Origin of the sequence: Alteribacter keqinensis (assembly GCF_003710255.1) — a bacterium.
Classification (GTDB): Bacteria; Bacillota; Bacilli; order Bacillales; family Salisediminibacteriaceae; genus Alteribacter; species Alteribacter keqinensis.
In genome coordinates this window covers 1,056,024-1,080,833 of sequence record NZ_RHIB01000001.1, presented here as the reverse complement: position 1 = coordinate 1,080,833, position 24,810 = coordinate 1,056,024, and the positions used below count along the sequence as shown (strand labels likewise).

Here is a 24,810-nt window from a genome sequence, read left to right as displayed (position 1 = left end):
TATCGGCTTACCTCTTATAAAGCTGATTTCGTATAGACATTCCTTTTAAAACCATTAGTGTTATATTGTTGAGTCTATTTCCAATGTGATTTTTCCGAAGTGCTTACCTGATTCCATGTACAATTGTGCTTCTGCGGCCGCTTCCAGAGGAAATGACCTGTCAAGAACCGGACGGATTTTGTGATTTGAAAAGAATGCCAGCATCTCTTCAAAATCCTGAGGGCTTCCCATTGTTGTTCCCTTCATGTCGAGGTGCTTAAAGAACAATTTAGGCAGAAGAAAACTTGGAACAGGTCCTGTAGTCGCTCCAAAATTTACAATTCTTCCTCCGGGCCTGGCAAGGGAAATTAAATCCATGAATGATTCTCCCCCTACGCCGTCAATGGATAAATCCGCCGAGCCCATCATTTCTCTCAGCGATTTTACATAGCCATCTTTTTTGTAATTGACACCATCTTCAGCTCCAAGGTCTTTTGCTTTTTCAATTTTTTCATCGCTGCCGGAGGTGATAAACACTCTCGCTCCTTTCGCTTTAGCAATCTGCAGGGCAAACAAGGCAACGCCGCTGCCGATACCTGGAATTAGCACTGTTTCCCCCTCTTGCACGTTTCCTCTTGTCACAACAGCACGATAGGCCGTAACTGCGGCAAGAGGCAATGCAGCTGCCTCCTGAAACGTAAGATATTCCGGTTTTTTGTATATGTTTTCAACGGGAACTTTAACGAATTCTGCATAGGTACCATTAGAAGGCATCCCTAAAATGTTGAATTGCGGACTGTTTACGTGAGGGTTATCTCCCCAGTTGAGTCCCGGGTTAATGAGAACCTCGTCACCTTTCTTCACTCCATCTGCACGATCTGTTTCTGCTACAACCCCGGATCCGTCTGCTCCAAGTACAGATGGAAGTTTGATACCTGGATACAGACCGTGAGTGATAAAAACATCTCTTCGGTTCAGTGACGCATGCTTAAGCCGGATCAGCACTTCACCCTCTGCGGGCTTTGGCTTTTCAACTTCCTGATACGCAAGCTGATTCGGACCTCCCGTTTCATTTAACACAATTGCTTTCATCGTTAGCCTCCTCACCGTTTTACCTGATTAACCCCCGGCTTTTACCATAGTTTAAAAGCTCGGTATAAGGGTCTTTTTTACTTAATCCCAACACCTTGCAGAAAGCAGCCTCTGTCCTCAGACCGTTGGTTTTTAGCTTTCTGATTTCGTTTTTCATATCCGGATTTTCATTTAATAGTGCCTGTTCGACCAGCATGTGAAGATATGCGTTTTGCCTGGTTACAGGAACATCCTGACCAAAAAGTTCAAATTCAAATACTGAATAGAAAAAATTAGCTTTACTAAAGGGAGTATCTCGGTTCGATGAATGTTTAATTCGGAAACCTGCCAAATGACCAAAGGTGTCTTTCACCTGATTTTCCCATTGAGCAAAATCTGAAACTTCCATAATAATATCAAGGTCCGAGTTTTTAATCTGAATCCCAATCGGAATGGTACCGCAGAGAAGTGGATTAAAAGAACTGAAATCCTCCATAATCTTAAGCTGCATGATCGCTTCACAGGCCTTCCCCTGCAATGGAGTGCCTGTTTTAAGGTGATTGAGCGTCCTTAACATTGTATGATCCCCCTCTTCTCCTTTTTTGCAAGAAGACCGTAAAGAGCTGTAAACAAAACTGTTCGTGTTGGTTTGCCTTAGGCTTAAGTGAAGCAGGTACACAGAAGCCTGGACAGTGTACCGTTATGGAAAAGGAGGCGAGAATCCGGTGGATCCCCGCCTCCTTTTTTATAGAATACCTTTATCGGACCATTAAATCGTCCTTAAAATAAACCGGCCGAGACCGTCGTTTCCAGTCTTGTCATCTGATACTGCTGATCAGAGTCTGCTTCTTTCATCAGGGATTCAAGCCGTGAGTGGTGCGTAAAAAAGATAACCTGCGTCAAACGGGATAATTCCAGTAAGATACGAAGGGTTTCTCTCGCCCGGTCATCATCAAAATGGACCAGAATATCATCCACTACAAAAGGAACCGGTTCATTTTCAGCTGCGAATCTCTCAATACTTGCAATACGCAAAGCCAGATAAAGCTGATCCGTGGTACCGTCACTCATTCCTGAAACAGGAACAGTATCAGTCTGGCGAAGTCCCATAAGAACAGGCTGATCTTTTTCATCAAATTCTACGACTATACCGTCGAAATGATCAAGAGTGAGCCTTTTAAAGATTTCGCTTGCTCTTTTTACGATCGGGCTTTGGTTTTGTTCTCTGTAATAGTCAATTCCTTTTCTGAGAAGAACAGAAGCAAGCTTTTGGTTAATATAATCGTCGGTATCTCTCGCAATTTTTGAGAGAATACTCTGTTTCTCACTTTCTGCTTTTACAGATCGGTCGTTGGTGCCTTGAATTTTTTCCTGGTACTCCTTCTTATTAACTCCATGTATCTGGAGGACTTCTGATTTTTGATCTTCAAGTTCTTTTACCTGTTTTTCAAGGTTACCCTTTTCGAGTGCAAGGGAATCAGCAGCCGTCTCCGCCGCTTCAGCCAGTAATTCTTCAAGAGTCTGGCCTGCACCGATGGCAAGGAGCTGCTCTTCTGCAGAGGTGATTTTCTGAAACAATTCCTGCGCCTCCTTAAACTTCGATTCAGCTTCCACCAGTTCACTTAACGTTTCACAGCCGGCTTTAATCATCAGCTCGTTTAACACGTGTTCTGCCTCTTTTTCTGCACGAACGGCAGCCTCTTTCTCTGTACCGGCCTCCTGGATCTTCTTTTTAAGTTCCAAAACCGTTCTGCGGTCTTCTTTCGTTTTTTGGAGCAGTTCATACAAAGAAGTTACAGCCGTGTCCATAGCACGGGGTTTAAGAGTTGAAACCACTTCCTGATCAATGCGTATGACATCTTCTTCAAAACCACTGACTCTGGTTTCCATTGCGTCTTTGCTGCGCTTTATCTTTAAGTACTCGTCATAGCTTGTGACACAGCTATCATAATTTTCCAGTAAATCTTTCACAACAGAAGCTGGAGTTGCTGAAGTTACAGGGAGACCTTCTATCGCGCTCTCCCATTCTTCTCCCCACTCCTTAACATCATCCTCTGTTCTTCTTTTTCTCTTAAGGACAGCCTCATACTGCTCCTGTTTCTGTTTATATTTATCTCTTAGTACATCTTTTCTTGTACGCTGCTCTGAGAAACACTTTTTTACTCTCAATGCCTGGTTGACCAATTGGCCGAGGGAACGTTGTGTATCTGTGTTCTCCAACTCAGAAAGTGTTTTAATAAGCGACTCCTTCAGCGTTTGATAGGTGTGTTCCAAATCAGTGTAATGAGCATTCGCTGTTTCAAGCTGTTCATGATGAGCCATGACCTGTTCATAACGGTTAAGCCACTCGAGCATTTCTTCCGGTGTGCCCGGGTTGACAGAGGTAGTCAGCCAGTAATCATTCCAGTCTTCCTTCCAGGTTGTTAAATCCGTATTCAGATTTTCCAATTCTGATGTCAGTGACTCCAGTTTCTCAATGCTGGACTGCTTATCTGCAAGCAGTTTGTTTTTCTCTCCTACTTTTTCAGCTTCCCGCTTCATCACATCTGTAAGTTCATCGGCTTTTTTCATACTGTTCTCAAAGGCAAGTTCGAGAGGGAGTCCCTTTGAAAACGCTTCGATCTCACTTATTTCATTCCGGCGCTCATTGAGCTGGTTGCGGATCAGCACCCATCCGGTATTACGAAACATCCTTTCCTTTTGAAGCTCCGACTCTGTAGGAACATCCGCCAAGGCATCAAGTGACCTCAGACTCGCTTCAAGATCCGCTATGGCTGCTTTTTCCTCTTCCTGTTTTTCAAAAGTTTTTTCCTGTATTGATTTAAGGTCTCTTCTTACTTTCTCGAACTGCTTAATCGTTTCTCTCATTGCTGGAATTGGCTGCCCAATAAGGTCTTCATATGAACCTTCCCAGAACGAAAGAGAGCGGAAAGTGTGGGCACATTTGATTTTCAAGCTTTCAATTTCGAGTTTTTTCTGTTTCAATCGTTCTTCAACATCTCCATGCTTCTGGACAGATTCGAGAACATATTCCAGTTCTTCACTGTCCGGAATGTCATCGAACGCTCTAAGTTCAGACTCAAGTTCATTAACTTCTCTGTCCAGCGATTCAGCATCAGAGGACGTGCTTTTTAGGTTCTGGTCAAGCAACGGTTTTTCGTCTGCCAGTGATAACAGCCTCTTCCTCTTCTCCGCACTAAGCCTCAGGGATTCTGCATCAGTTAAAGAAGTGTAGTTGCGGTCAATAGTTTTAAGGGCTGCATATACGGAATTTTGAAGGCTTTCCATTTCGCCTTCAAGGCGGGGAAGCTCGTTTACATCCTGAATATAACCATTGACGCCCCTGTAAATGGACGTAATTTCAGCTTCCTGTTCGAGAATATGTTCCGGTATATGGAGGCTGTCGAGCCGGTCTTTGTACCTTTTTAACAATTGATCGATTTCTTTTAATCTTTCAGAAGAAGACTCTGCTAGTTTCTCGTTTTCCTTGCGCAGTTCACGGGCTTCTTCCGGCAGATTAGGCAGTTCTCCCAGTCGCTCTCTCTTTTTTTTAAGTTCATTTCTAAGTGCAATTTTAGGTAAGGTTTTTTCGATTCTCTCAATCTTTTGCAACTCACGGCCAAGGATGTTTATTTCTTCAGTAAGACGGTCGATTTCTCTTTTCCCGTCTTCATACTTGCGCTCAAGGTCTTTCCAGTCCTGCAGTTTAAGCTGGTTTTCTGCGATTTCCTTTGAGATTTCCTTTTCTTTTCGGAGACTCTGGTTAATTTCTCTCGTGGATCCGCCCTTCACATACAATTTCCCCGCATGGTCTTCAATATCTTTAAGAACATCCCGAAGCATACTGATACCTGAAGCTGCTGAAAAGATACTTTCTCCCGCGTTTCCATCACTTTGAAGCAGACTCTCTCCGCCTTCCCGGAGACGTACGTGATCCAAAGCAAAGATATTAAGGAAATGATCCTGGGTTAACCCATCATAAAATCGGCTCACAAATTTTTCATCAATAGGATTTTGATTCAGATCCAGAACCGTGTTCTTACGTCCTTTCCGACGCATAAACCTCAGCGTTTCACCGTCTTTTCTAGAAAGTTGCCCTTCAATGAGAAGCTTTTTATTATCATGTAAAAACGAATCTGCCGTCTGTTGCGGAAAGCCGTAAAGGAAATTGGCAACGGACCGGAGAATGGTACTTTTCCCCGCTTCATTAGGTCCATAAATAAAATGAAAGTTTTTATCCTTTTCGAATGGAAGGTCAAAGTCAGTAAAGTGTCCGAACGCTTTTAATGTGAGATAATCAAACCTCATGAGGACTGCACCTCCGCTCTTTTAGTCAGGTGGTGAAGAATCAGATCTTCAATATCATCAAGCCTGTCAGTTATCAGTTCAGTAGTGGCAAAATCCAGTCCGTCTTTTCCTGTTTTCAGTTCCTGCGGGAGTACTTTTTGAATATCGTTTAATTCATTCAGCAGTTCCTTCAACGCTTCTTGATCTTCGGCGATATGATCAAGATAGCCGAGGATACTGCTGATTGGTGAATGCTGTTGTTTTAATTCTTCTATATCAACAATTCTTTTTGTATCAATTTTCACCTTTTCAACCCATACGTCACCAAAACCTGTATCAAGTGCAACTGAACGTATATTGTTCATAACGTGCTCTCTATTTACAATCATTTCCTGATGAACATTGGTTGTCCCTGTGAGAACAACCCTGACTGCAAGGAATCTTCCATTATGCTCGTCCTGGATTTCCTGAAGATTGGTACGTACAATTTCAATAACATCATCAAACGATTCCGTTCCGCTCACATCCGCAGAGCAGAGGCACCACCTTACTACATCGAGCGAGCGGTGCTCCATTTCCTGTACCTGATTATTTTTAACATGCACCAGGGTACAGCCTTTATCACCGGTTTCTCTTATGTGACGCCCCTGAATGTTTCCGGGAAAAAGCACCACAGGTTCCTGTGCATGCAAAAGCTCCCTTTGATGAATATGCCCGAGGGCCCAGTAATCATATTGTTTTTTCAAAAGATCATTCAGCTGGCACGGCGCATAATTTTCATGTCCTTCCCGCCCCGTTGCACTTGTATGTAACAAGCCGATATTAAAATAACCGTCTTTACTTTCAGGGTAAGAAGCAGCCAGATTATCAGTGACGGCTCTTGTTGAAAATCCTCGGCCGTGAATGGCTGTGTTTAAGTGCTCGATGGTTACTGTGGAGGGTTTATCTACTGGAAATTCTATTACATTTTCAGGCAGGGCAAGCTCTTTGGTAATGAGGCTCTGGGCATCGTGGTTTCCCCTTATCACATACACTGGAATGTTTTCTTTTTGAAGACGGCTCATTTGGCTTGCAAAAAACAATCCGGTGTTATAATCCTTCCAGTCTCCGTCGTACAGATCACCCGAAATCACAATAAAAGACACCTTTTCTTTTATTGAAAGATCAACAAGGTTCTTTAAAGCTTCCCTTGTTGCGTTCCGGATTCGATCAACAGGGGCACCATCGTACTTTTCCAATCCCCTCAGCGGACTGTCCAAATGAATATCAGCAGCATGGATAAAGCTGTAATCCATGACTATCCCTCCTTTTAAAAGTTTTCTTAAATTCTATTATCCTTTTAATTACCAGATTGTTCAACAAAAACAAAGACATGATTACAGACAACTAACTGCACTTTATAGGAAGTTGCATTAAAATTTTCGATGTTCTAAGCTTCGTTGAACGGAATACGCTCCCTTTCCATGGACTCGCGCCTAGCTACTTAGATTAAATAGACTCAGAAAAACCAGGTGTTGATTTGTGCTCATTGCACTTTTCACGAGCGGTTCGGACTCCTCGGTATACTGCTTCTTCCTCTGCCAGCTATGCTCTGAAGTGGTCTGCGTCGAAGCAACTCGCAGTTTATTCATGAAGCAGAGCTCGTGCCTGCGGGTCTCTCCAGAATTCGCTTTTCCCGCAGGAGTGTCGCGCATTCACTCCAAAGAAAACGTGATTTACGGAAGAGAAATGAAAAGCCACAATCCGGCTATGGATCGTGGCTTTTGTTCTTTTATAAGAAATCTGTTCTTATGCTTTGGCGGCACGGGAAGCTTCAATGTGTTCCTCACGGCGTGCTACTTCTTCTTCACTCAGGCCGTGCTCTTTAATATAACGATTACGCGGGTGTGTACGGCACTCATCACAGCAGCCGCGCATGTAAAAGTGCTCATTTTCTTCGGAGCAGAGAATTTGTTTGTTACATTCCGGGTTTGCACAATTAACATAACGCTCACAAGGTTCACCGTCAAAATGGTCGCGCCCCACTACCACGTGCTCAACCTGGTTGATCGGAACACTGATTCTTTCGTCAAATACATAACACTGACCGTTCCATTTCTGTCCTTTAACCTTAGGGTCTTTTCCGTAAGTGATGATTCCTCCGTGGAGCTGGGAGACATCCTCAAATCCTTCTTCTTTCAGCCAGCCGGAGAATTTCTCACAACGTACTCCACCTGTACAATAGGTGAGAATTTTTTTATCTTCCATGATCTCACGGTTCTGTTTAATCCAGTCGGGAAGTTCCTTGAAGGAGCGTATATCAGGCTTGATGGCTCCTTCGAAATGTCCCAAGTCAAATTCATAATCATTTCTGGCATCGATAATGAGTGTATCCTCTGACTGCATCTTCTCGTAGAACTCTTCCGGGCTGAGGTAATTACCGGTCTGCTCACGGGGATCAATGTCGTCTTCCAGTCTGAGAGTTACAAGCTCCGGTCTGTAACGCACGTGCAATTTCTTAAATGCATGTCCGTAAGCCTCATCTATTTTATACACCATATCTGAAAAACGAGGATCCGCCTTCATCATTTCCATATACTTATCCGTTTGCTCAACAGTGCCGGAACACGTTCCGTTAATTCCTTCAGCAGCTATAAGGATGCGCCCTTTAAGTCCCAGACCCTTACAAAATGCCAGATGTTCCTGAGCAAACTCTTCAGCATTATTAATATCAACATATTTATAATAAAGTAATACTCTGTAGTTGTTCATGTTCAATCCCGCCTTTTTCTGTAAAACTCATCTATTTAAATGATTGATTTGTTTTTAACCTTGAACATTATACCAAAAAAGGCTTCATGAAGCAAAAAGAAGCTGCTCCACTAAGTTTGCAGTGTGGAGCCGCTTCTTCTTCTACCTTATATATTTCGGGAGTGACTGAAACGCACATTTCAGATCATCGATCAGGTCGTCAATGTCTTCTATACCGGCTGAATACCTTACAAGCCCTTCAGGTATACCCATTGCTGCCCGTTCTTCAGGCGTGCATTCCACATGACTTGTTGTACGTGTCGGACCAACAACCGTTTCAACAGAGCCCAGATTCGCTGCCCGGTTTGCATAAGCCAGCTTAGGCAGAAGGTGCCGGACAGTGTCTATCCCGCCTTTTACAGAAAAACTCAGCATACCTCCAAATCCGCTCATCTGGTTCCTGGCGATTTCATGCCCCTTCTGGGAAGAGAGTCCCGGATAGAATACATCTTCAACCATATCTTCTGTTATTAAATATTTTGCAACAGCCATGGCATTTTCGTTCTGTCTGTCGATTCTGAGCTTTAACGTTTTCATTCCCCTTAAAAGCAGGTAGGCTGCCATCGGATCGAGTGTTGCACCATTTATTTCACGGTAGTGATAGATGTCATCCACCAAATGTTTCACACCGCAGACAGCACCTCCCAGCGCATCTGCGTGTCCCCCGAGAAATTTCGTGGCGCTGTGGATGACGAGGTCGGCCCCCAGGCTTAAAGGCTGTTGATTTACCGGGGTTGCAAACGTATTGTCTACAACAGTTACAGCTCCAGCCCGTTTGGCGGCTCTTGCCATTCTTTTTATATCTGTAATTTTGACAGTAGGATTTGTTGGCGTTTCAAGATAAACGACACTGCACCCTTTTTCAATTTCTTTCTCCATTTCTTCATGGTTGCCTGTGTCACACAATGTGACATCAATATGCTGTTTCGGTAAAAATTCCGTGAATATTTTATTTGTCCCCCCGTACGTGTCCTTAATGGAAACGACACGCTCTCCTGGCTGCAAAAGGGTTCCGAGAGTGTTGCTGATGGCAGCCATGCCTGTTGAAAAGCTCGTGGAAGCTTCTGCATTTTCAAGAATCCTGATCTTCTCCTCAAAGGCGCGGACAGTAGGATTTGTGTTTCTTCCGTAAATATGACCCTCTTTTTTTCCGACAGCCACCTGATACCAGTCATCCATATCATCATATCCAAAAGAAACACTGTGGACGACCGGGACCTGGGTTGCACCAAATGCCAGATATTCACGCTCCCCTGCCCAAAGTGCCCGTGTGCTCATTCCTGTATCCTTCATACTCAACGCCCCCTGGTGAAAGAATTATCTTTAACTGATTTCTCCATGCTCTTCTATCACATACGGAGAATTAATGATCAATTCCCTTGAGTAGTTTGCAAGCGTTTCACACCCTGTTTCTGTTACACGGATTGTTTCACTGATTTCAACACCGGACCGCTCAAACCATAATCCCGGGATAATATGAAAAGTCATGTTCGGCTGAAGTACCGTCTGATCCCCTTTTCTGATACTTGCTGTATGCTCTCCCCAGTCGGGAGGGTAATTTAAGCCTACGGAATAACCGAGCCTGGATTCTTTTGCAATGCCATGTTTCTGAAGGCTCATCCGCCATACAGCCTCGACATCACCGCATGTCATTCCTGGTTTGATTTCATCAAGTACACGGTTAATCCCTTCTGTCGCAATGGATGAAATCCTCAGGAGATCCTGAGAAGGAGGTCCGATGGCAATGGTTCTTGCCAATGGCACGTGATACCGCTTGCAGCAGCCTGCGAGTTCCACAATAACAGCTTCTCCTTCCTGAAACTTCCGGTCTGTCCAGGTAAGGTGGGGAATGGATGTGTTTTCTCCTGTAGGAAGAAGTGGGACGATAGCCGGGTAGTCACCGCCCCATTCTTTCGTTCCTGCGATCATATGATAATAAATCATCGCAGCCGCATCACATTCACGATTTCCTGTACGTATGGTCTGAACACCGTTAAACATCGCAAGTTCAGCGAGTTTCCCCGCCTTTTTCATGTATTCAAGTTCCTGATCTGACTTTACCATCCGCACACGGTTTACTAAGAGATCGGCACTTTGAAAGCGGGCATCCGGAAGTGCTTTTTTCAGTTCTTCGAATGCTTTGGCCGAAAAATAATAATGATCCATTTCAACGCCGATCCGGCTTGCCTGATTTCCTCTTTTCCGAAGGACTTCTGCTATAAATGCCATTGGGTGCAGTAAATCTGAGTGGACATAAATATCGGGGTAACCGATTATATTCGCTTCATGCATCCACGTGGTTACTTTGGCAGCAGGTGCATCCATAAACCGTCCTACCCATACAGGCTGAGAATCATGGATATCGATAATGAGCATCTGATGAACATAGAATGACCACGCATCATATCCGCTAAGATAGTTCATGTTGGCCGGATCCGTAATGAGCAGTAAATCAATTCCCTCTTTTTCCATTAAAGTTCTCGTCTGTTTAATCCGGCCCTGGTACTCGCTTACATCAAAAGGAAGCATAAACCTCCCCCTTCCCACCTGCAAAAATTCGTTTTCTAATTATATTTGGCTGGTCATATCCCGAGAACGTCGAATATTGAAAACAAAACACTCCGATTTGAGACTATTGAAAAATGAAATGATTTACAGTGATTTTCTCACGTGGACAAGCGCGCATCAATGACTAGTTTTGCCGAATAATAACGATCTGGCACTAACTACCTGTATTACACATTGAGAGGGTGGAATCTTAAGACTGTATCACATTGGAGGAGGAGTAACGATGACTGACACGCACGAATTTGTAGAGCAATTCAACCAGCGCAAGGAAAAAACGGAGCGAAATAATAAACGGCAGGGAAAAAGGGATCACAGTCACAGCCTGCCAAGCAAAAAAAATACAACAATTAAAAACACAGATTAACGGAGGTAATGTACATGGGAAGAGCCAGAAAACAAAAAGCAAGGGACAAAAACAAACAGACACTTCCACAGACACCTAAAAAAGACATTAAACAGCCCGAGAGCGATCAGCAGTAAACAGTAAGAGGTTGACCCCGAATACCTTTTGGGTCAACCTCTATCAATATCGAATTATGCTTTTGATTTCTCTTTATCCTTTTTAATCTGCTTACTTCTCAGCTGACCGCAGGCAGCATCGATATCGGATCCTTGTTCATGACGGATACCGCACTGAATACCGTTCTTTTTCAGCGTGTCATAAAAACGCAGTATAGCTTCTTTTTCACTTTGTTCATATTGAATATGCTCATCAACCGGATTGTATGGAATCAGGTTTACATACGACAGCCTCTTCTTATCCTTTATAAGATCTGCAAGCTGCTGGGCAACCTCTGGAGTATCATTTACCCCTTTTAAAAGAATATACTCGAACGTAATCCGCCGGTTGGTTGTCTCAAGGTAATAATCAACAGCTTCCATTAACGGCTTGATCGGCTGTCCTTTATTGATTTTCATAATCCTTGTTCTAAGCTCATCATTTGGTGCATGAAGAGAAAGGGCAAGATTGACCTGGAGCTTCTGATCGGCAAATTCATAAATCTTTTTAATAATTCCGCTCGTAGAAACAGTGATATGACGGGCACCAATTGCAAGTCCTTTATCATCGTTAACAACGTGAAGGAAGTCCATTAGGTTATCAAAGTTATCAAATGGCTCTCCGATTCCCATTACAACGATATGACTTACCCGCTCTTCATTTTCACGAGCATCCAGTGCGTGCTGAACATTCATGATCTGTTCAACGATTTCCCCACTCGTGAGGTCTCTGCTTTTTGAAAGCAGGCCGCTGGCACAGAAACTGCACCCGATGTTACAGCCAACCTGAGTGGTTACACATACAGACAGTCCATAACTAAACTTCATAAGAACCGTTTCAATCAGGTTCCCATCCTGAAGCTTAAACAGAAACTTCATTGTTCCGTCACGGGATTCCTGCTTTGAATGAACCTCGAGTGTCTGAATCGCAAAGTGTTCCTCTAAAAGAGCACGGCACTCTTTATTTACATTTTTCATTTCAGAAAAATCTTTCACGCGTTTTTTATAAAGCCAGTCCCAAACCTGCTGTGCACGAAACTTTTTGTGCCCCTTATCTACAAGCCAGTCTGTCAGCTGCTCAAATGTTAATCCATAAATGGATGGTTTTGTCATAAGAAACCCTCATTTCAAACAAAATATATCTATATTTATCCATTATCACTACATACGCCTACAAATATTCAATTATAAGTATCAGAGTCCGAGTTGTCAATATCAGCAGGCTCGATGATTAACGTCTTCCGGCAAAGGGGATATAATCAGGGAACATACAAATATCTGAGTGGAGGCCCCTATGAAACAGACAATTTCCTTTTTTAAAGAACTTATTAACGAATTTCAAAAAGACGATGTCCCTCTGCTCGCTGCAGCACAAGCCTATTATTACCTATTATCTGCTGTTCCCCTGATGGTGTTACTATTATCGATCATTCCCTATTTAAATATCCAGCCGGAAACAGCAATCAGTGTTTTACAGAGTGTAATGCCGGACGAAACAGCAACGATTTTTGAGGAGACGGTCGTAGACGTGGTCTCAACGGAAAGGGGCGGCTTACTGACTATCGGAATTATCGGAACTATTTGGACGGCATCTCTGGCTGTCAATGCATTTATCCAAGCCCAGAACAACGCCTATAATGTTAAAGAAACAAGATCATTTTTAAAGGCGCGTTTCCTTTCAATTGTTCTTACCATCTGTATTGTTTTCGCACTCGTTCTTGCTCTGGCTCTTCCCATATTCGGGGACGTCATTATCACATTTGTGAGCTCCTACATTACCCTTCCCCCTGAAACGGAACAATTAATCCGAATACTAAGGTGGGTAGTGAGTATTATCGTGATAGCGGTGATTCTCACAGCACTATATCACTACGCTCCAAACAAATATAAGCCCTTCAGGCACGCAATACCGGGGGCTGTATTTGCCACAATCAGCTGGCAGCTTGTTTCTTTTGGATTTTCTTTTTATGTAAGTAATTTTGGCAACTATACTGCCACCTACGGAAGTCTTGGCGGTGTAGTCATCCTGATGCTCTGGTTTTTCATTACCGGTATTATCCTTGTAGTTGGCGGAGAAATTAACGCCATCCTTCACAGAAGAAAAGCGGCAGATCATTCTCTGCAGGAAGAAAAGAAAATGAACCTATTTAGATAAACGAAGAGGTTGACCCAAAAGGTCGTTTTTTACCTTTTGGGTCAACCTCGAAGCAATGAGCGGAACCGCTGCCCTCTTTTGAAAGCCCTTCTCGTGTTGGACGAGCAGCGGTGCCGTGCCATTGCCAATCTACTTTTGGACATTTAAGAGCCTCTTCATTCTTTTAATCAATTTCATCAAGAAAAAGTTCTGAAGGTACGATTAACCCAACTCTCCTGTTTTCTCCATCATGTTCAGTCCTGGTGGTGGCATAAATAACCCCGGTGACATCCCCATCTTGATTAATGACCGGACTGCCGCTGTTACCACGGTAAACCGGCGCATCGAGCATGAGGATACCGTCACTTCTCGCACCAATCAGCTGTCCTTCGTTGGCTATAAAGTTAAAGAACAACGGGTTTCCAATCACGTATACGTCTTCCCCTTCTACCCAGCTGTCTGAAAACGTAAAATAAGAACGGTCAGACACTTCAAGGTCAATATTCAGTACGGCTATATCCAGCTCTTCGTTGCGGTGGATAACTTCCGCCTGATACCTGCTGCCATCTTCAAAAGAGACAGACACCACACGTTGATTGGCCACCACATGGTCATTGGTCATGATATAACCATCTTCAGAGAATAAAAAGCCAGTGCCTTTACTGTCTCCCCCTCTCACAACGACAACAGATTCTTTGTAAAGCTGAACCTGCTCGTTTTGAGACAATTCCCTTGAAGTCTGTAAAAATTCCATTGCCGGAATATTAATTAATCTTGGAAGGAATGCAAAAACATTGCCTATGAGCACCATGACAAGGAGGACTGCGATTAAAGTCCTGAATCCTTTTCCCTTCCCCCTCCTAACTTCCGGCTCCTCATCCTCGTCTTCAGGATTAAAAAATTCCTCTTTGGTATAGTACCGTTCGCCATCAAAAAACGGACGCTCTTCTTCTTCATGATGATTAGTATCTTTGTCTTCACGGTATGTAATAGGAAATCCCCCTCCCACTCTGTTTTTTTATCATAGCATTCAAATTGAGGAGTTAAAAGCTTGCTGGTCCTTCCATACAAAGTTGAATGAGCAGGCATTTTCGGCCATAATCATCACAGGAATATCACCCTTTTATATGAAAAGTATGTTGAAAGAGAGGTACCTGACGTGAAACTGACATTTTTAGGTACAGGGGCGGGCGTCCCGTCAAAAGAACGAAATGTGACTTCAATTGTTCTGCATCTAATGAATAAAGAAAACAACATGTGGCTTTTTGACTGCGGGGAAGCAACCCAGCATCAGATCCTTCACTCGTCAGTTAAAATTACGAAGATAAATAAAATCTTCATTACTCATACCCATGGGGATCATCTATACGGCCTGCCTGGTCTTTTATCAAGCAGGTCATTCCAGGGTGCAACGACACCTTTAACCATATATGCCCCAAAAGGGGTGAGTGCTTTTATCGAATCTGCTTTATCAGTCAGCCAAACTTTTCTTACCTACTCTTTGGAAGTTCTAGAGGTTAATGAAACAGGAGTCCTGTTTAATGGGGAAGATGCAAAGGTAACAGTCGGTACCCTCGACCATGGCGTTTTGTCTTTAGGCTTTCGTGTGGAACAACGGGACACGCCCGGTTCTTTATTGATGGATAAAGTAACAAAAGCTGGAATACCTTCCGGCCCCCATTTAAAAGAACTGAAGAGCGCCCGGGAAGTTACACTGCCTGATGGACGTACGGTAAATGGCAAGGAGTTTATCGGTCCTCCCCAAAAAGGGAAATCTGTTACGATTTTAGGAGACACCCGGCATACAAAAAATCTATTTCCTCTTGCAAGCGACGTGGATACACTCGTTCATGAATCAACTTTTGCAAAAAGTGAGGAAGCCTTGGCCCAAGCCTACTTCCACAGTACAGCTTCTCAGGCAGCAGCCTTAGCAAAAGAAGCTGGTGTGAGACAATTGATTCTCACCCATATCAGCCCGCGTTATCAGGACTCTCATATCCTGGCTGAGGAAGCCCGTGCTTTATTTCCTAACACCTATGTAGCAAGTGACTTCTCCACTTTCTTGATATAACAATATCCAAAAGTCCTTCTTTCTGCTATCATTTAAAGTTGGCATAACTTTGTAAATAAGGACTGAAAATAAATGATGAAAAAAACAGCAGCACTTCCGTTTCCCCAATCAAAAAACGGTCACTTTTTCGATGAACTCGGTGACTTTATCGGTGATGTGTTCTACGAAATCCTGCCCGACCTTGGGTTTGAACTTCGTGATGAACAAATCTTTATGGCCTTTCAGCTGGAACAGGCATATAAAAATAAAAGTGTGATTTTCGCTGAGGCGGGAGTCGGCACAGGCAAAACCCTCGTGTACCTTGTTTACGCCATCTGCTATGCAAGATACATGAGAAAACCCGCCATCATTTCCTGTGCAGATGAGACATTAATCGAACAGCTGGTGAAACCGGGCGGGGATATTGAAAAACTATCAAACGCTCTCAACATGGAAATTGACGTGCGACTCGCAAAAGCCCGGGAACAGTATGTATGTGTGAAAAAACTGAACAATATCATAGACCAGACGGACAGTGAAGAAATTGAGAAGGTTTATGATGACATCCCTTCTTTTGTAAATCAGCAAGGTGCTTCTATGACTTCCTTTAAGCCCTATGGGGACAGGAAAGAGTACCCGTGGATTTCTGATCGTGAGTGGAAAAAAATAGCATGGGACCCCCTCCAGCAGTGTTCTACATGTGAGTATTTTCACCGCTGTGGTCAGACACTTAACCGTAATCACTACCGCAGTGCAGGTGACCTGGTTATCTGCTCCCACGATTTTTATATGGAACACGTCTGGACGAAAGAATCGAGAACCCGGGAAGGACAGCTTCCTCTACTCCCGGAAGCAAGCTGTGTTGTATTTGATGAAGGACATTTACTGGAGTTTGCAGCGCAAAAAGGGCTCACCTACCGCTTTAACGCTGAAACACTGACCACAGTGCTTACCGGTTATTTGAATCAGGATGTAAGAGAAGAATCCCTGGTCCTGATTGAAGATATATTAGCCGGACACGATGAATGGTTCGACATCCTGAAAGAATCAGCAAAAATGCAGGAAGAATCCAATCGAAAAGAAGTTCCCCGGACACCTGAAATGCTTGCGGTTGCTGAAAAGCTGAAGAAAAATGCAGCCAGTCTCCTGGACCAGCTTGTCTTTGATTCAGAGTTGTATGTTCTCGAAGAATATCACCTTAAGATGATTGAAGAGTACCTGGAGTTTTATGCCTACGGCCTCGATATTCTCCTAAAAGATAATGAAGGAATCTACTGGGTTGAAGAATCAAAAGACACGTTCTCCCTTGTTATCATGCCTAGACTAGTGGAAGAGGTTTTGAAAAAAGAAGTATTCTCTCAAAAAATCCCTTATGTATTTTCTTCCGCTACGCTTTCCAGAGAAGGCGACTTCACATTCTTTTCACAAAGCCTGGGAATTGATAAGAGCATTGGCTTTACAGTAGACTCTCCTTTTGATTACAACGAGAAAATGGCGGCTTATGCTTTTGTCACAGATGAAGAAGAACAAAAGTGGCAGCATATTGCAGATAAATCGTTTAAAAACGAAGGTGGATCCCTTGTTTTATTTTCCTCTCCCGATGAAATGAACCGGTTTCGTGACTGGCTTTTTGTGAAAAAACCAGAAGTTTCCTGCCTTTTTGAAGGAGATCAGGAGATCAGTGAACTGGTGAAAAAGTTTCAAAACAACGAAAACCAAGTGCTCTGCGCCTATCATCTTTGGGAGGGGCTTGACATACCAGGATCGGCTCTTAATCAGGTAATCATCGCTTCTCTTCCATTCCCGCCCGTGGACCCTGTATTTAAAGCTAAGAGGCAGGAAAGTAATCATCCGCTTGAGGAAGTGGATATCCCTTACATGCTTCTAAGGCTTCGTCAGGGAGTCGGAAGGTTAATACGGACGGCCACCGATGAGGGTGTTATTCATCTGATTGTTTCATCAAGAGAAAATGAAGCTTACTGTGAAAACATTTCATCCGCATTACCAGTGAAAATAAACTATTAACAAGAAAGGCGACTCAAAAAAGGTATTTATATACCTTTTGAGTCGCCTTTTCAACGTTCTTTACGCAAAGATTTTTGCTCATACAATAATAAGTTCCGCTACAGGAAAGTGCTTTTCGCGGGCACCACATCAGCCTCCTCGAAAAAAACACTTCTGCTTCTTTCTCTGCGAGTGATCTTCTGAATCCTTGTGCGTCGAAGTAACATGCTGCTTATTCATGAAGTCAATGTTCACAGCTGATGCACTTCCAGCAGAGATTCACCACTCCATTTTTGATAAAAGTCTTATTAAAGGTCATTTTTAACTTAGTAAAAGTGTTGATTGGAGCGAATACGCGACACTCCTGCGGGAAAAGCGAGTTCGGGAAGACCCCGGAAGCGCAAAGCGCTGAGGATCGAACCGCCCCCGGAAAGTGCAATGAGCGGAAATCAACACATTAGTCTAACAGTACCATTTTTAAAAAAATTCAATCCGAAAACAACTTTATTCAAAGAGCGTACTTACCGATTCATTGTTCTGTACTTTAAGTATCGCCTCTGCCAGCATCGGTGCAAGAGAGAGAACCTTAATCCGGTAAGACCTTCTCTCTTCAGGCAGATAAATAGAGTCGGTTGTCACCACTTCAACAATGTCTGACTCCAGAATTCTGTCTACTGCCGGTTCAGATAAAACAGGGTGCGTACAGCAGGCATACACTTCATTGGCACCGCGATCCAGCAGCTCCCTTGAAGCTGCGGTCACCGTTCTGGCGGTATCAATCATGTCATCGATAATGATTGCTGTTTTTCCTTCAACCTCCCCCATAATATCCATTTTTCCACCTCCTGACAGGCTTCGGTTCCGGTCAATTAATGCAATAGGAGAATCAAGTGCATCACCAAGCTGACGGGCCCGTATAACGCCTCCGTTCTCAGGTGCGACAACAACAGTGTTTGTAAGGTTCTTTTCCAGAAAATATTTAGAGAGAATAGGAAAAGCAAGAAGCTGATCCACAGGAATGTTAAAGAACCCCTGTACTTGCGGTGCATGTAAATCTACTGTGATAACACGGTCTGCACCTGCTTTTTCAAGAAGGTTTGCAATTAATTTTGCCGTAATTGGTTCCCTCGATCTCGCTTTACGATCCTGCCTGGAATATCCAAAGTAAGGAATAACACAATTAATTGTTTGTGCCGAAGCACGTTTCATGGCATCGATCATGATAAGTAGTTCCATCAGATACTCATTGCCCGGTTGAGCTGTTGATTGAACAAGGTAAACGTCACAACCTCTGATGCTTTCTTCAATATTGACCTGAATTTCCCCATCACTAAATCGGGTAATTGTACTCCGTCCTTTTTCAATTCCCAATTCCTTAACAATCTCATTAACAATTGACGAATTCGAATTTAAACTGAATACACGCATGTTTGCTTCATTTTGATAAATTGGCATTTCAGCACCTCTTCATATTTTTTCTGGATATTTGCGGTATACCTAGTGGAAAACAGAACCATTTTCATGTAAATTCAAGAACGTAGGTTCCCCTCTTGTCACTCTTCTCCCCTTTATCCTAAACCCCGAAAGTGAGGAATGACCATGTTCATACAAATGCCCCATGGAACGGAAGTAAAGTACTCGATCAAGACGAACAGGAAGAATTGTTTTATGTAATGGATTTGTTTCATGAATACGCTCAGACTAATTACGAGCCATTTATCCTGAGATATTGGGATCGGTTAAAAGGTAAGATTCCAATCTTTTCCGGGATGCCGGATGAAGCCTTTCCACAATTGGCTAAATGGATGTTTTACTGTGTACCTGCTGCAAGAAAAAGAAAAACGATCTACCAAACCTTTCTCGATCAGAGAATACCCCGGCTGCAACATCATCTCACTCCTTATACCCTTTTCATCCTAAATGAATGGCAGTATACCTTCCCCGGTTTTTTCATTCCGGAGTGCAACACTCCAAGACAAAACGGATTTATGATGTTGATGAAATTTTTTAAATGGATACAAAACCAGTTTTAGTCTATCATAATGCATTTACACAACCAGAAAAGAACGCGATCCTGACAGGGATGATTCTCCCGTTTGGTGATGGAGTATACACCACAACTACTGACTTCCTTCATAGTCCCCTTAAAGCAAGTAAGCCAACGGCTATTGACATCAAAAAATCTTCACAACAGTATATCTCTTCAGGGTACGATCCGTTGTTTATTGAAAAATACCCGGAACTCCTTACACTCTTCCTTAAACACCTGAAAAATGGCCGGTGAAGATGAACTAGGTAAAAAACACATGTGAAACAGAGATATCCTTATCGATTGTCATAACTCCAAATGAATAGAATGGAAGCTTTCGCTTGTCTGTCACAGAACCCGGGTTAAAAAGAAGCGTTTTATAATGATATCTCAGATAAGGAATATGCGAGTGGCCGAAAAGGACACAGTCAAGGTTTTCATCAAAGGCTTCTATGGCTCTTTTCTCCGTTGTTTTCTTTTCTCCATGACCATGAACCAGACCGATTTTCAAGTTATTAAAGATAAGGATTTCCCTGTCTCGAAAACGCTCTCGAACGGATTCGCCATCTGCATTTCCGTAAACCCCGTCAACAGGAGCAAAACATTTTAATTTATCGTAAACCTCCATCGTAATCCAATCGCCGGTGTGAATAATGTGATCAGCACCTGACAATTCTTTGATCAGTCTCTCCGGGAGCTCTTTCCCCCTTTTTGGTATATGAGTATCTCCCAAAATAACGATTCTCATTTGGCTGACCCCTTTTACTTTTTAAAAATACATTTAAGATGCCTAAGATAAATGAACTTTAAATGTAGGTATTACGAATGCTCAGATTCAAAGTAAAGTTCAATCAGACAAGGCCTGCCTGCATCGATCAAATCAGGCTCATGTTCTTCCAAAAGATCTTCAAACTTTCCCCATCCGGATTGTTGAATGAAATCCGCTTCCTTCGCTGTAATTGGAATAAGCCATTTCAACTCGATAATCACTTCTTCATTGATCTCATAGGCTCGAAACTGAGAAGGAAAATAGACAGGAGTGGTAACGTAGAAAGCCTCCATGAGTGAGTCTCCAAACATCGGCCCATATGGTCCGATAACGTCCCCTCTTCTAAAAGGGGTATTACTTCTGATAGCCATCTGCACGACATTTTGAAGGATAAAAGGAATTGCTTCTTCTTCAAACTGATTATACGATGCAAAAACGAGCTCCTGACGAACGTGCTCGCCTTCCAAGGCCTCTCCAAGGAGCTCGTTGCTCAGGCCAAGTGAACAATAGGCGCTGGTTTCTTCCAACGGTCCTTCGCTGAACTTGACTATCTGAAAAGGAAGCTGTTTACCGGAAGGATCTTTTATCCAGCCACGTTCAATTTCACCGATCTGTTCCTCCAGGAAGTCAATGAATTTACTCATTACACTCTCCCCCTTTCAAATCTTTGATAACTATATATTCGCTTTATCCCATTCGCTTTGTGACTCCCTTTACTTACATACGAGTACTTCTCGTTTAAATCTGCCATTCTTTTTGAACACACACCGGTCAGCAATCTCAAATCCTGCTTGAATGACCGCATCATCAATGGGCTCGATTGTCACTACAACGACTTTTGATGCAAAATTTCTGGCACTTACAAGCATTTCAAATCGATCCTCAGGTTCAAGAACGGAACAAAGGTTATAAGGCATATCAATAATCGCTACATCATAATGTTTACTTATTTCTCTGATATCTTTTAACTCAACATTACTCTCATACCCGAAATGGGCGAGGTTTTTTCGTGATCCGTACATCACTTTCGGGTTAATATCACTTCCACCGATCGTGATGCCCATCGATTTCGCTTCAAGTAAAACGGTTCCAATTCCACAACATGGATCGATAACAGTGACGTTTTCAATTTGAGGCACCGCGATATTTACGATACTTCTGGCTACCCTTGTACTCAAAGCTGTAGAATATTGGTGGGGCTTGTCCTCGTGACGGGTCCAGACGGATTCACTTTTTACCATAGGTCCGAAACACCACTCCCCGTCTGAAAAGATAATCCCATAGTTACGATCCGGATTAACGAGATCGGCATTGTCAGCAAACTCCATGCCAACCATACGCTCAATGTTTTTTGCTTGTTTAAATGGCACTTTTTTTTCATCTGAGTTTTGAACAAAGGTAAGTTTAAATGTTTCATCACTGCGTGGGATTGAACTGACACTGTTAATCAGATCGTCTATAGTCCCTTCCTGAAACATTACCTCAATCCGTTCATTCATAAACGGACTTCGGCTGGGGTCGATCTCTTTGTTACTTTTTAAATTATGTAAAGTAGTATCGCAACCAAAAAACGCCCGCATTTCAAGCTGGCATAATGGATGTTCTTCTGCTGTAAAGCTAAATGTATAAATATATTCCGGCTGGCTCATGTCTGGTCATCCTTTTCAAACTATTCCTGTTAACTTTACATGGAATAAACCATATAAGCAATTGGTTTTGTTAAACTTGGATATTCCTTGCCGACCATTGAGTTCCAGCCAAGATTTCTTCAACAATAACACTTAGTGCAGCTGAGCAATAAATAAAGCTTGCCGGGACAATATTGTCCCGGCAAGCTTTTGAAGTGCAATTTACAGAATACCAATTGATGCAAGGAATACGAGCAAAATCGCGACTGGTGCCACATATCGCAGAAGGAACAGCCAGGCAGCTCCTAATGTTGAGGTACCAAAATCGGAAGCTTCGAGAGATTCTGCTTTCTTCCATCCCCATCCTGCAAAGAGGGCAATGATAAGACCGCCCAGTGGAAGGAAGATGTTAGATGCCAGGAAGTCCAGGCTGTCAAGAATATCGCGTCCACCGATAACCGATACGTCTGACAAAAGCCCCTGCCCTAATGAAGAAGGAACTCCCAACAGGAAGATTAATCCCCCGATGATCAGAGCTGTCTTTTTACGTGTCCATCCAAATTTACGGATAAAATAGGCAACTGCTACTTCCAACAGCGAGATCGCGGATGATAATGCTGCCGCCGCTAACAGGAAGAAGAAGGCTAAACCAACAATTACACCACCAGGCATACTTTCAAAAATGTTTGGAAGTGTAAAGAATACAAGACCGACGCCGTCGCTGGGCTCTCCCCCAAAGGCAAACACAGCCGGGAAGATCATAATACCTGCAATTACGGCAAATAGCGTATCCATTGTTGCAATTCCGGCAGTCGCACCCGGAAGCTGTTCTTTTTTGGAAAGATAACTTCCGTACGTAATTAAAGCACCCATCCCTAAGCTAAGGGAGAAAAACGCCTGACCAAGAGCAGCAAGGTAAATACCAGGTTCAGAGAGTACACTCCAATCCGGAGAGAACAGGAATGCAAGGCCTTCGCTTGCTCCCCCAAGTGTCAAACTGTACCCTGCAAGGATAATCAGCAGGATCGCAAGTGTCGGCATTAGAATGACATTCGCTTTTTCGATCCCTTTCTTAACCCCCACAAACACGATTCCTACTGTAAGCGCCATAAAGATAAATTGCCAGATTAACGGCTGAAGCGGGCTGGTAATAAAGTTAACGAAGTAGTCAACATACCCTTCTCCAGGCTCAGACCATAACCCGCCTGTGAGATATCCTGTAAAGTACTTCATTGTCCAACCTGCAATTACACCATAGAAAGACAGGATAATAAAAGCGGATGCTACCCCGAGAAAACCTGCAACCACCCATGGTTTTTTTGGTGCCAGTGTTTCAAAAGACCCTACAGCATCACTCTGTGCACGCCGGCCGATCGAGAACTCGGCGAGCATGATTGGAATCCCGATTAAAAGGATCATGGCTACATAGATTAAGAGAAACGCAGCACCTCCGTTTTCTCCTGCAACATAGGAGAAACGCCAGATGTTCCCCAGACCTACTGCCGACCCCATTGCCGCAAGCATGAACCCTATTTTTGTAGCCCATTGCTCACGACCGTTTTGCCCCAAATCTCTTTGACTCATGTGATTCTTCCTCCCCCTAAAAAAAGTAATATAAGTCTGTACTCTAATAATATACGACACTATGCTATTAAATTCATCTTTTATTTTGAAAATTATCAACTTTTTGAATACTTAATACACAAAGGTCCTGGGTATTAATACCCATATATTAGAATTGTAAATAAACCATTTTAAAAGAAGGAGTTTTGCTATTCACTCATCACTCGCCATTTCAGCAGCCTTCTCGCGACTTTTTGAAAGCTCCAGGAACACCTTTTCCCACTCCTGCTAATAGGATCAAAAGGCTCTGTAAAAATTCAGGTTTAAATTTACTCTCAGTGCACTCTCTTTCCACGGGGGCAAGGGTTTTAGTCTCCTTGTTATGAAGTACCTCTGCTTCTTCCTCTGCCAGTTATGCATCGCAGCTTTTCACCTGATTTGTGATGTAAACGCTCATTTCTCGACTAGGAGTGACGCGCATACGCATCAATCAATGTTTTCTATAAGACCACAATGACCTTTAACACAGCTGATCAAAAAAGAAGATGCTTAAATGGTGGTTTCACCATTAGAGCATCTTCTTTGGCAATCATAATATGGGCTGGTGGCAAAACTATTCGTCAATCGTTCCACGTTTGATGTTTCGGCCGTAATAAATCTCATCCATTTCGTGCTGCAGCTTTTCGGTAATTTCCTTTTGCTCGTCATCCGTAAGTCTGTCTTTTCTGTATCCAAAAAGGTAATTGTTCAAGTCAAACTTCTTTAACTTACATTTCGTGTGGAAGATATTTTCCTGATAAATATTCACATCTATCATATCATAGGACTTTTTCACTTCATCAGGGATGTAATTTTGAATAGAGCTGATATCGTGATCAATAAAAAGCTTGTGCCCGGTAATATCCCTGGTGAAACCACGAACCCGGTAATCCATAGTCATAATGTCCGTGTCAAAGGAGTGAATCATATAATTCAAGGCTTTTAAAGGAGAAATCTCACCACAGGTAGATACGTCAATATCCGCACGGAACGTACTGATTCCTTCGTCAGGATGATATTCCGGATAGGTATGTACCGTAATGTGGCTTTTATCCAGATGGAAAACCGCTGATTCCGGCAATGGACCCGGTGACTCCTGGAATGCTACTTTAGGGGCTTGTTCAACCGGACCTTCTGCCACAAGAATAGTCACACTGGCACCCTGTGGTTCGTAGTCCTGTTTTGCGATATTCAGAACGTGTGCGCCAATGATGTCAGAAACATCGGTAAGGATTTTAGTCAGCCGGTCAGCATTGTACTGCTCATCGATATATTTTATATAAGCCTGCCGCTCTTCTTTTGTTTTTGTGTAACAGATATCATACATATTAAAGCTCATGGACTTTGTGAGATTATTAAAGTCATGCAGCTGAATACGTTGTTCAGGTGTAAGTTTCAAAA

General features: G+C 43.0%; 21 protein-coding genes. 6 read left to right on the top strand and 15 right to left on the bottom strand.

Annotated elements, in window-relative coordinates; translation table 11 throughout:
• Positions 1-60: 60 nt before the first annotated feature.
• From EBO34_RS05345 to EBO34_RS05315, 7 genes are all read right to left on the bottom strand, one after another.
• Positions 61-1,071 (bottom strand): quinone oxidoreductase family protein, encoded by a 1,011-nt coding sequence (locus EBO34_RS05345; RefSeq protein ID WP_122896886.1) that lies wholly within the window; start codon positions 1,069-1,071, stop codon positions 61-63.
• Positions 1,072-1,090: 19 nt separating this feature from the next.
• Positions 1,091-1,627 carry a DUF4269 domain-containing protein gene (locus EBO34_RS05340; RefSeq protein ID WP_122896885.1) on the bottom strand — a complete coding sequence of 179 codons (537 nt, stop codon included), beginning with the start codon at positions 1,625-1,627 and terminating at the stop codon, positions 1,091-1,093.
• A 203-nt stretch (positions 1,628-1,830) separates the two neighbouring features.
• Complete coding sequence (locus tag EBO34_RS05335; RefSeq protein WP_122896884.1) at positions 1,831-5,358, bottom strand: YhaN family protein; 3,528 nt, start codon at positions 5,356-5,358, stop codon at positions 1,831-1,833.
• Positions 5,355-6,632, bottom strand: a complete 1,278-nt coding sequence (locus EBO34_RS05330) for a metallophosphoesterase family protein (protein WP_122896883.1) — start codon at positions 6,630-6,632, stop codon at positions 5,355-5,357. Before EBO34_RS05330 ends, EBO34_RS05335 begins: the two co-directional genes overlap by 4 nt.
• A 493-nt stretch (positions 6,633-7,125) precedes the next feature.
• On the bottom strand, positions 7,126-8,088 hold the full coding sequence (trhO, locus tag EBO34_RS05325) for an oxygen-dependent tRNA uridine(34) hydroxylase TrhO (protein ID WP_122896882.1): 963 nt from the start codon (positions 8,086-8,088) through the stop codon (positions 7,126-7,128).
• Between the two features lie 141 nt (positions 8,089-8,229).
• Positions 8,230-9,420 carry a cystathionine gamma-synthase family protein gene (locus EBO34_RS05320; protein WP_122896881.1) on the bottom strand — a complete coding sequence of 397 codons (1,191 nt, stop codon included), beginning with the start codon at positions 9,418-9,420 and terminating at the stop codon, positions 8,230-8,232.
• 30 nt (positions 9,421-9,450) lie between these two features.
• Positions 9,451-10,656, bottom strand: a complete 1,206-nt coding sequence (locus EBO34_RS05315) for a M24 family metallopeptidase (RefSeq protein WP_122896880.1) — start codon at positions 10,654-10,656, stop codon at positions 9,451-9,453.
• Positions 10,657-10,918: 262 nt separating this feature from the next.
• Here EBO34_RS05315 and EBO34_RS05310 point away from each other — a divergent pair, with 262 nt between their 5' ends.
• Together EBO34_RS05310 and EBO34_RS05305 are read left to right on the top strand one after the other, a co-directional pair.
• Positions 10,919-11,059, top strand: a complete 141-nt coding sequence (locus tag EBO34_RS05310) for a DUF4023 family protein (RefSeq protein WP_122896879.1) — start codon at positions 10,919-10,921, stop codon at positions 11,057-11,059.
• Positions 11,060-11,073: 14 nt separating this feature from the next.
• On the top strand, positions 11,074-11,175 hold the full coding sequence (locus EBO34_RS05305; protein ID WP_122896878.1) for a YfhD family protein: 102 nt from the start codon (positions 11,074-11,076) through the stop codon (positions 11,173-11,175).
• 54 nt (positions 11,176-11,229) lie between these two features.
• Here the strand turns inward: EBO34_RS05305 and rlmN are convergent, their stop codons facing one another.
• Complete coding sequence (rlmN, locus tag EBO34_RS05300; RefSeq protein WP_122896877.1) at positions 11,230-12,306, bottom strand: dual-specificity RNA methyltransferase RlmN; 1,077 nt, start codon at positions 12,304-12,306, stop codon at positions 11,230-11,232.
• A 181-nt stretch (positions 12,307-12,487) separates the two neighbouring features.
• On the opposite strand from rlmN, the gene EBO34_RS05295 reads away from it, so the two are divergent.
• Positions 12,488-13,348, top strand: coding sequence for a YihY/virulence factor BrkB family protein (locus tag EBO34_RS05295; protein ID WP_122896876.1), 861 nt, complete (start codon positions 12,488-12,490; stop codon positions 13,346-13,348).
• A 163-nt stretch (positions 13,349-13,511) separates the two neighbouring features.
• Here EBO34_RS05295 and EBO34_RS05290 read toward each other — a convergent pair whose 3' ends face one another.
• Entirely contained in the window at positions 13,512-14,336 is an 825-nt protein-coding gene (locus EBO34_RS05290; RefSeq protein WP_122896875.1) for a S1C family serine protease, read from the bottom strand.
• Positions 14,337-14,486: 150 nt separating this feature from the next.
• On the opposite strand from EBO34_RS05290, the gene rnz reads away from it, so the two are divergent.
• Together rnz and EBO34_RS05280 are read left to right on the top strand one after the other, a co-directional pair.
• The gene (gene rnz, locus EBO34_RS05285) at positions 14,487-15,398 is read left to right on the top strand and encodes a ribonuclease Z (protein WP_122896874.1); all 912 of its coding nucleotides are present in this window, start codon (positions 14,487-14,489) and stop codon (positions 15,396-15,398) included.
• 75 nt (positions 15,399-15,473) lie between these two features.
• Positions 15,474-17,402 (top strand): ATP-dependent DNA helicase, encoded by a 1,929-nt coding sequence (locus EBO34_RS05280; protein WP_122898564.1) that lies wholly within the window; start codon positions 15,474-15,476, stop codon positions 17,400-17,402.
• A gap of 483 nt (positions 17,403-17,885) precedes the next feature.
• Here EBO34_RS05280 and EBO34_RS05275 read toward each other — a convergent pair whose 3' ends face one another.
• Positions 17,886-18,836, bottom strand: a complete 951-nt coding sequence (locus tag EBO34_RS05275; protein WP_122896873.1) for a ribose-phosphate diphosphokinase — start codon at positions 18,834-18,836, stop codon at positions 17,886-17,888.
• Positions 18,837-19,392: 556 nt separating this feature from the next.
• Between EBO34_RS05275 and EBO34_RS05265 the strand changes: the two genes are divergently transcribed.
• Complete coding sequence (locus tag EBO34_RS05265) at positions 19,393-19,665, top strand: hypothetical protein (RefSeq protein ID WP_122896871.1); 273 nt, start codon at positions 19,393-19,395, stop codon at positions 19,663-19,665.
• A 7-nt stretch (positions 19,666-19,672) separates the two neighbouring features.
• Here the strand turns inward: EBO34_RS05265 and EBO34_RS05260 are convergent, their stop codons facing one another.
• From EBO34_RS05260 to speD, 5 genes are all read right to left on the bottom strand, one after another.
• Positions 19,673-20,158 (bottom strand): metallophosphoesterase family protein, encoded by a 486-nt coding sequence (locus tag EBO34_RS05260; RefSeq protein WP_122896870.1) that lies wholly within the window; start codon positions 20,156-20,158, stop codon positions 19,673-19,675.
• 71 nt (positions 20,159-20,229) lie between these two features.
• Positions 20,230-20,823 carry a suppressor of fused domain protein gene (locus EBO34_RS05255; RefSeq protein WP_122896869.1) on the bottom strand — a complete coding sequence of 198 codons (594 nt, stop codon included), beginning with the start codon at positions 20,821-20,823 and terminating at the stop codon, positions 20,230-20,232.
• A gap of 69 nt (positions 20,824-20,892) precedes the next feature.
• Positions 20,893-21,828, bottom strand: coding sequence for a TRM11 family SAM-dependent methyltransferase (locus EBO34_RS05250; protein WP_122896868.1), 936 nt, complete (start codon positions 21,826-21,828; stop codon positions 20,893-20,895).
• A 201-nt stretch (positions 21,829-22,029) separates the two neighbouring features.
• Complete coding sequence (locus tag EBO34_RS05245; protein WP_122896867.1) at positions 22,030-23,391, bottom strand: sodium-dependent transporter; 1,362 nt, start codon at positions 23,389-23,391, stop codon at positions 22,030-22,032.
• A 592-nt stretch (positions 23,392-23,983) separates the two neighbouring features.
• Positions 23,984-24,808 (bottom strand): adenosylmethionine decarboxylase, encoded by an 825-nt coding sequence (speD, locus tag EBO34_RS05240; protein WP_183163723.1) that lies wholly within the window; start codon positions 24,806-24,808, stop codon positions 23,984-23,986.
• Positions 24,809-24,810 lie beyond the last annotated feature (2 nt).

What these genes read in the sequence shown, in the direction of transcription:
- EBO34_RS05320 (WP_122896881.1), bottom strand. Translation starts at nt 9,420, where the DNA reads ATGAAGGATACAGGAATGAGCACACGGGCACTTTGGGCAGGGGAGCGT.
- EBO34_RS05255 (WP_122896869.1), bottom strand. Translation starts at nt 20,823, where the DNA reads ATGAGTAAATTCATTGACTTCCTGGAGGAACAGATCGGTGAAATTGAA.
- EBO34_RS05340 (WP_122896885.1), bottom strand. Translation starts at nt 1,627, where the DNA reads ATGTTAAGGACGCTCAATCACCTTAAAACAGGCACTCCATTGCAGGGG.
- EBO34_RS05345 (WP_122896886.1), bottom strand. Translation starts at nt 1,071, where the DNA reads ATGAAAGCAATTGTGTTAAATGAAACGGGAGGTCCGAATCAGCTTGCG.
- EBO34_RS05280 (WP_122898564.1), top strand. Translation starts at nt 15,474, where the DNA reads ATGAAAAAAACAGCAGCACTTCCGTTTCCCCAATCAAAAAACGGTCAC.
- EBO34_RS05260 (WP_122896870.1), bottom strand. Translation starts at nt 20,158, where the DNA reads ATGAGAATCGTTATTTTGGGAGATACTCATATACCAAAAAGGGGGAAA.
- EBO34_RS05265 (WP_122896871.1), top strand. Translation starts at nt 19,393, where the DNA reads ATGGATACAAAACCAGTTTTAGTCTATCATAATGCATTTACACAACCA.
- EBO34_RS05330 (WP_122896883.1), bottom strand. Translation starts at nt 6,632, where the DNA reads ATGGATTACAGCTTTATCCATGCTGCTGATATTCATTTGGACAGTCCG.
- EBO34_RS05315 (WP_122896880.1), bottom strand. Translation starts at nt 10,656, where the DNA reads ATGCTTCCTTTTGATGTAAGCGAGTACCAGGGCCGGATTAAACAGACG.
- EBO34_RS05275 (WP_122896873.1), bottom strand. Translation starts at nt 18,836, where the DNA reads ATGCCAATTTATCAAAATGAAGCAAACATGCGTGTATTCAGTTTAAAT.
- EBO34_RS05295 (WP_122896876.1), top strand. Translation starts at nt 12,488, where the DNA reads ATGAAACAGACAATTTCCTTTTTTAAAGAACTTATTAACGAATTTCAA.
- EBO34_RS05310 (WP_122896879.1), top strand. Translation starts at nt 10,919, where the DNA reads ATGACTGACACGCACGAATTTGTAGAGCAATTCAACCAGCGCAAGGAA.
- EBO34_RS05250 (WP_122896868.1), bottom strand. Translation starts at nt 21,828, where the DNA reads ATGAGCCAGCCGGAATATATTTATACATTTAGCTTTACAGCAGAAGAA.
- trhO (WP_122896882.1), bottom strand. Translation starts at nt 8,088, where the DNA reads ATGAACAACTACAGAGTATTACTTTATTATAAATATGTTGATATTAAT.
- EBO34_RS05245 (WP_122896867.1), bottom strand. Translation starts at nt 23,391, where the DNA reads ATGAGTCAAAGAGATTTGGGGCAAAACGGTCGTGAGCAATGGGCTACA.
- rlmN (WP_122896877.1), bottom strand. Translation starts at nt 12,306, where the DNA reads ATGACAAAACCATCCATTTATGGATTAACATTTGAGCAGCTGACAGAC.
- EBO34_RS05335 (WP_122896884.1), bottom strand. Translation starts at nt 5,358, where the DNA reads ATGAGGTTTGATTATCTCACATTAAAAGCGTTCGGACACTTTACTGAC.
- EBO34_RS05305 (WP_122896878.1), top strand. Translation starts at nt 11,074, where the DNA reads ATGGGAAGAGCCAGAAAACAAAAAGCAAGGGACAAAAACAAACAGACA.